Here is a 6332-nt window from a genome sequence, read left to right on the forward strand (position 1 = left end):
ATGATGCAGCGGGTGGTGGAGCTGCGCTTCGCCATCTTCGTCTTCTCCCTGGCGGAGGAGCTGACCCGCACCTTCCTGTCGGTCTACATCAAGCAGTTGTTCGAGCCGGTGCCCGGCCTGTCCATGGAGATGGTCATCGGCGCGCCCATCGCCCTGTTCATGCTGCTGTGGGCGGTCAGCCAGCCGATCGCCGGCAGCCTGTCGGAACGGCGCGGGCGGCGGGCGGTGTTCCTGGCCGGGGCGCTGATGTCCTTCGCCGGTCTGGCCGGCTCGGGCCTCGCCACCGATCTGGTGCAACTCGTCGCCGCGCGCTGCCTGACCGCCATCGGCTACGCCAGCGTCTTCATCGCCGCCCAGGGCTTCGTCATCGACGCCACCGACCCGAAGCAGCGCGCCCAGGCCATCGCCATGTACGCCGGCGGCATCCTCAGCGCGGGCGTCTGCGGGCCGGCCATCGGCGGCGTGATCGCCGGGCAGGTCGGGTTCCGCACCACCTTCCTGATCTCCGCCGGGCTGGCGCTTCTGGCCGCCTTCATGGCGTGGCAGGTGCTGCCGCGGGTGCGCGCGGCGCAGGGCAAGTCCAGCCGCGGCCTGCGCCTGTCGGACGCCGCGCTGTGCCTGCGCAACCCGCGCTTCGTCGGACTGGCCGTCTTCAGCGCGGTCCCGGCCAAGCTGGGGCTGACGGCGCTGCTGTTCTTCCTGCTGCCGCTGGCGCTGGACGATCAGGGGGTCAGCCAGTCCTGGATCGGGCGCGTGCTGCTGCTCTACTGGCTGCTGATGATCGTGGTGCAGCCGATGGCGGCGAAGCTGTCCGACCGCTCCGGCCAGCGCACCGGCTTCCTGGTGGCGGGCGGGCTGATCGCCGCGGGGGCGGCCTGGGTGCTGTCGATGCCGGGGTCGCTCGGGACGGCGCTGGCCGGGGTGGCCCTGCTGGGGGTGGCGCATGCCATGCTCGGCGCGCCGCAGCTCGCCATGCTCGCCGACGTCTGCGTGAAGGAGCGGGCGGCGCTGGGCGAGACCACGGTGATCGGCATGTTCCGCCTGATCGAGCGGCTGGGCTCCGTCGTCGCCCCCTTCCTGGCCGGCCTGTTCCTGGCCCATTACGGCTACGCCGGGGCGCTGAAGGGCATCGGCGCGGTGCTGGCCGCCTGCGTCGCCGTGCAACTGCTGCTGAGCGCCATCTTCCGCAAGCACCCGCCCGCCGACCTTCCGCAGAGGACCCCCGCATGAGCCTGTCCCGCCGCACCGTCCTGACCGGAGCGCTGACCGCCGGAACGCTGGCGGCCGGCGGTTTGCCCTCCTTCGCGCAGGCGGCCAGCCCCTTCACCGCGGCCAAGCCGGCGCGCATCGTCGTGCTGACCCCGCGCAAGGATGTGGGCGACGTGCTGGGCCTGCGCGATTTCATCGCGTCGAGCGGCCTGCCCGCCACGGTGGATGTGCGGGAGGTGCCGCAGGTCTCCGCCATGCCGTCGCTGCTGCCGGACATCCGGGCCGCGAAGCCCGATCTGGTGGTGACGGTCTTCACGCCGCTGACCCTGGCGGCGGTCGGGCGCCACGACGATCCGGACCCCTCGCGCTTCCTGACCGACGTGCCGGTGGTCTTCACCTCCGTGACCGACCCGGTGGCCTCGCGCGTCGTCCGCTCGCTCGACCGTCCGGGCCGCGCGGTGACCGGCACCCGGCACATCGCGCCGGTCGCCGTGCAGATGAAGACCATGCTGTCCTACCGGCGCTGGAAGACGATCGCCGCGGTCTACAACCCGGCGGAGGACAACATGGTCGTCGCCGTGCGCGACCTGAAGGAGGAGGCCGCCCGCCAGGGGGTGGAGGTGCATGACGCCGCCCTGCCGCGCGACGCCTCCGGCGCGCCGGTCGCCGCGGCCATCCCCGACCTGATCGCCGACGCCGCGCGCGCCGGGGCGGAGCTGGTCTACATCGGGCCGGACACGCTGGTCGCCTCCGGCAACAACGCGGTGGTGGCGGAGCGGGCCCTGGCCCACCGGCTGGCCACCTTCTGCTCCACCGAGCTGCCGATCCGCCGGGCCAACCTGCTGATGGGGCTGGTCAGCCCGGCGGTCAACGTCGGGCGCTTCGCCGGTCTGAAGGCGGTGGAGATCCTGACCGGCGCCAAACCCGCCGACGGCATCCCGGTGGAGACGCTGAACCGCTTTTCCCTGCTGCTGCGCATCGGGGCGGCCAAGCACCTGGACCTCTACCCGCCGATGCGCCTGCTGAACATCGCCGAAATCGTGCAGGACGCCTGACATGACGGTCCTTTTATCCCCCGAACAGACGGTCCACACGGGCACCCTGCGCGTCCGGCGCGGGCAGCCGGTCGCCGTCCCCTACCGCATCCGTTTCCTCGGTCCCGCCGACCTGCCGGCGCTGGAGGACTTCCGCGCCTACATCTTCGGCCAGTTGCCGGACATCGACGCCTATTTCCCCGAAGCACCGGATTTCGCCGGACTGCATCTGGGCGAGCGTGGCGTGACGCTGGGGCTGGAGGCCGAGGGCCGGCTGATCGGCTGCGCCATCCTGGGCCTGCCTCAGCCGGGGATGCCGGCCTTCGTGGACGACCTGCCGCAGGCCCGGCCCGCTGTGACCGCCACCGCCCATATGGCGAGCTGCATGGTCCATCCGGACTTCCGCGGCAACGGGCTGCAACGGCTGCTGGTGACGCTGCGCACGCTCCACGCGCTGGGGGCGGGGCGCCCGCATCTGTTCTCGCGCGTCGCCCTGTCCAACCCGCGCAGCCTGTCGAACCTGCTGGCCGGCGGCTTCCTGGTGCGCCGGGTGCTGGTCATGCACGCCAGCGGTCGGCTGCGCTACCTGCTGCACCGCGACCTCGGCGCTGCGCCGCCTGCCTGGGTGCCGGGCAGCGAGCGCGTCTTCGCCGTGCCGGAGCTTGAGGAGCAGAGGGCGGTGATCGAAGCCGGCTGGGTCGGGCGTACGGTGGCCCTGGACGGCCCGGTGCCGCTGGTCATCTACGCCCGCCCGGCGGAGACGGAGGCAGAGGCAGAGGCAGAGGCAGAGGCAGAGGCAGAGGGGGAGCGGGCCGTGCCGCGGGACGCCGCGCTGGAGGCCACGCCATGAGCGGTCATCGCAAAACGGCGGTCGTCGTCGATCCCTATTCCACCGGCATCCTGCTGGCGCCGCGCCTGTGCGCGCGGGGCTATGAGGTGATCGCGGTGCAGAGCCGCCCGGACCTCGCCCCCTCGCTGCTGCGCAGCTATCAGCCCGGCGACTTCGCGGCGCACATCCTTCATGACGGCGGCCTCGCCGCGCTGGTGGAGCGGCTTCGCCCCCTGGCGCCGGCCTTCGTGCTGCCGGGCAACGAATCCGCGGTGGAACTGGCCGACGCGCTGGGCGCCGCCCTGGGGACGCCGGGCAACAGCCCGAAGCTGACCGCGGCGCGGCGCAACAAGTTCATGATGATCGAGCGGCTGGCCGCCGCCGGCCTGCTGACCGCCCGCCAGACCATGGCCGCCGACGCCGCGGAGGCGGTGGACTGGGCGGCCCGGGCGGGCTGGCCCGTGGTGGCGAAGCCGATGGCCAGCGCCTCCACCGACCATGTCTATTTCTGCGACCGTCCCGCGGAGCTGCGCGCCGCCGTGGAGGCCATCCTGGGCAGCCGCGACTTCTGCGGCTCGGCCAACGAGCGGGTGCTGGTGCAGACCTACCTCGACGGTCTCGAATATGTGGTCAACACGGTCAGCCGCGGCGGGCGCCACTATGTCTGCGACGTGCTGCTGTCGGCCAAGCGGGCGCTGAACGGCTCGCCCTTCGTCTATGATTGCTACCGGCTGCTGCCGCCGGAGGAGCCGGTGGCGCAGGCGCTGATGGCCTACATCCGGCGGGTGCTCGACGCGCTGGAGATCACCGACGGCGCCGGCCATGCCGAGGTGCGCATGACCGCCCGCGGCCCGGCGCTGGTGGAGATCGCGGCGCGTGCCATGGGGCCGGCGGGCTCCACCACCGCCATAGCCGCCGGCACCGGGCACGATCAGGTGGATCTGCTGGTGGATGCCTTCGACGGGGCGGCGGCGGTCGGGCCGCTGCTGGACGGGCATTACCGGTTCCAGGCCGACGCGATGGTCCTGTACCTGCCGGTGCTGGTGTCCGGGCGGGTGGAGGCTCTGCCGGACCTGTCCGTTCTGGACGGGATGGCGAGCGTGCGCGGTTACGCCCTCGTGCCGCGGGTGGGGGACGCGGTGGTGCCGACGCTCGACCTGACGCAGGTGCTGGCGAAGGTCTATCTGGCGCATCCGGACCGCGCCGTCTTCGAGCGCGACTGGGCCGCCATCCGCTCCCTGGAGGATCGTCTCCAGCCGGTCGTCGCGTAGCGGCGGCACGGGCGGCCATGGCGCATGTCCCCTACGAGCAGCGATGGGCCGCGGCCCGCAAGCGGTTCGAGGCCGCAACGGCGAAGCACAGGCCGAAGGACGCCAAGGCTGTCGCCACCGCCCTGAACGGCGACGCCGCCGTCGTCAAGGCGCTGAAGGCCGGCGACGCCGTTCATCGCAACCCCGGCGACGGTGACGCCGCCGCGAAGGGCCTCGCCGCCGCCGCGAAGGAGGTCGCGAAGGCCCGCAAAGCCTATCTGGCCGCGCTGGACAAGGCGCTGGACGAGGACACGGCCAGCCGCGGGGACAAGGCCGCGGCGGCGGCCTTCGACCGGGCGATGAAGCCCTTCGTCAAGGACCTGTCCACGCTGGAGGAAGCCATCGGCGCGGACGCGGACCGCTTCGCCGCCCAGGCGGCCCAAGCCGAAAAGGACGCCGCGTCGGCGGAGAGGGCGCAGAAGCGGTGGGAGGCGGCCATCAACGGCGCGCTTGCCCGCGCCGCCGCCGGGGTCGCCAAGGTGCGCGCCAAGCCGACGCCGGACACCTACAACGACCTGTTCCCGGCGCTGGCTCGCGACCTCGCCGCCCAGCTCGCTGCGGCGAAGGCGTTGGACGGGCTGCGCGCCGACCCGGACTTCTACCGCAGGAAGCTGGCCCCCTGGGCGGGGCAGGGGGGCGACGGGCCGCCGATGCGCGTGCCGCCCGACTACACCGCCCGCCAGATCACCGACCTCATCAAGGAATTCGCCACCGTCTGCAAGGGCGTGGTGCAACTCGTGAACGGGCGCTGACGGGCGCGCCGCGCGAAGCCGCCGTTTTGGACCCAATCGCTCCGGGTATCGGCGGGACAGGTGCAATCCCCGGCTTATGGGGAACGCGGGCCACCCCTACCATGCTCGCCGGTAGGGTGAATGCTTGGTTAAGCGGAGGAGCCGAGAGATGGGTGGTCCCCTGAAGCGCATCGACATTCCGGACATCCTGACCCAGAAGGACTGGGACAAGAAGAAGGGCGCCATCGCCAAGATCGCCGGCAAGACCGGCATCGGCGACGCGATGAAGGCGGTGGACAAGGCGCACGGCGCCATCGATTGGAAAAAGCTGAGCGTGTCGGTGAACGCCCCCAGCAACGCCACGCTGGACGACCTCGACTCGCTGCTGGACGAGGCGCGGGCGGAGTACAAGCGCTCGGTCGAGCCGCTGCGCACCCAGCTTCAGAAGCTCCGCGATCTGGCGGAGGCGACGGCCAAGAAGTTCAAATCCAACAAGCTGATCCCGAAGGATTCCGCCGCCCATGCGGAGAAGGTGGCCAAGGCCGCCGACCATCTCTTCGTCGCCTTCAACCAGTCCTCGCTCGGCGAAAAGATCGTCGACGACTACGAGGGCATGAAGGACGCCATCGAGAAGGCCGACAAGGTGCGCGCCAAGGGGCGGGAAATCCTGGAAAAATACATGCTGTCCCTGGCGAAGAAGCTGAAGACCGCCAAGACGGTGAGCGATTACCAGGATTTGTGGAAGGAGGACATCCGCGGCGTCGGCACCCAGTTGCCGAAGATGCCCGAACTGAAGGCGTTCCTGAAGGACTGGCGCAACATCTCCTCGCAGGACGGCCTTCCGGAAACCGACGATGACGTGAAAAGCCGCTGCAAGGAGGTGATGGCCGTGCTTGCCCGCATGGACAAGCAGATGAAGGCCATGGCCTGACCGTCCGGACCGATGGCGCATCGGCGGCAGTCCCTCCCCTGCCCAGCGGGGAAGGTTAAAGCGGATTGCGATCCGCTTTGGACCGCGACGGCGGTCCCGGTCGCCCATGCGACCGAAGCCCGCCTTTCGCGGGAACACAGTTCCCGCTGGCGGCAGGCGGATGCCATTGGCATCCGCTGAGAGCCGGCGAATGAGGCGATGTGAGTCTAAATGGTGCATCCGCTAAATGAGGGCGACGTTTGGGAGGGCGGCGACGCCGAAGCGTTTTGTCGTCCGGTGGCGCCGTCG

General features: G+C 71.1%; 6 protein-coding genes. All 6 read left to right on the forward strand.

Annotated elements, in window-relative coordinates:
• The coding region (locus QSG27_RS25180) for an MFS transporter (protein ID WP_306711014.1) at nt 1-1230 on the forward strand (1230 nt) is incomplete at its 5' end.
• Complete coding sequence (locus tag QSG27_RS25185) at nt 1227-2264, forward strand: ABC transporter substrate binding protein (RefSeq protein WP_306711016.1); 1038 nt, start codon at nt 1227-1229, stop codon at nt 2262-2264. The genes QSG27_RS25180 and QSG27_RS25185, both read left to right, overlap by 4 nt.
• Nucleotide 2265: 1 nt before the next feature.
• The gene (locus tag QSG27_RS25190; protein WP_306711018.1) at nt 2266-3093 is read left to right on the forward strand and encodes a GNAT family N-acetyltransferase; all 828 of its coding nucleotides are present in this window, start codon (nt 2266-2268) and stop codon (nt 3091-3093) included.
• On the forward strand, nt 3090-4343 hold the full coding sequence (locus QSG27_RS25195; RefSeq protein ID WP_306711020.1) for an ATP-grasp domain-containing protein: 1254 nt from the start codon (nt 3090-3092) through the stop codon (nt 4341-4343). Before QSG27_RS25190 ends, QSG27_RS25195 begins: the two co-directional genes overlap by 4 nt.
• Before the next feature lie 17 nt (nt 4344-4360).
• Nucleotides 4361-5134, forward strand: a complete 774-nt coding sequence (locus tag QSG27_RS25200) for a hypothetical protein (protein WP_306711022.1) — start codon at nt 4361-4363, stop codon at nt 5132-5134.
• A gap of 148 nt (nt 5135-5282) precedes the next feature.
• Nucleotides 5283-6044, forward strand: coding sequence for a hypothetical protein (locus QSG27_RS25205; RefSeq protein ID WP_306711024.1), 762 nt, complete (start codon nt 5283-5285; stop codon nt 6042-6044).
• The last annotated feature ends 288 nt before the right edge of the window (nt 6045-6332 follow it).

It is taken from the genome of Azospirillum isscasi (genome assembly GCF_030849505.1).
Taxonomy (GTDB): domain Bacteria; phylum Pseudomonadota; class Alphaproteobacteria; order Azospirillales; family Azospirillaceae; genus Azospirillum; species Azospirillum isscasi.

Coding starts and splice junctions, on each gene's coding strand:
- QSG27_RS25205 (WP_306711024.1), top strand. CDS start 5,283: ATGGGTGGTCCCCTGAAGCGCATCGACATTCCGGACATCCTGACCCAG.
- QSG27_RS25195 (WP_306711020.1), top strand. CDS start 3,090: ATGAGCGGTCATCGCAAAACGGCGGTCGTCGTCGATCCCTATTCCACC.
- QSG27_RS25190 (WP_306711018.1), top strand. CDS start 2,266: ATGACGGTCCTTTTATCCCCCGAACAGACGGTCCACACGGGCACCCTG.
- QSG27_RS25185 (WP_306711016.1), top strand. CDS start 1,227: ATGAGCCTGTCCCGCCGCACCGTCCTGACCGGAGCGCTGACCGCCGGA.
- QSG27_RS25200 (WP_306711022.1), top strand. CDS start 4,361: ATGGCGCATGTCCCCTACGAGCAGCGATGGGCCGCGGCCCGCAAGCGG.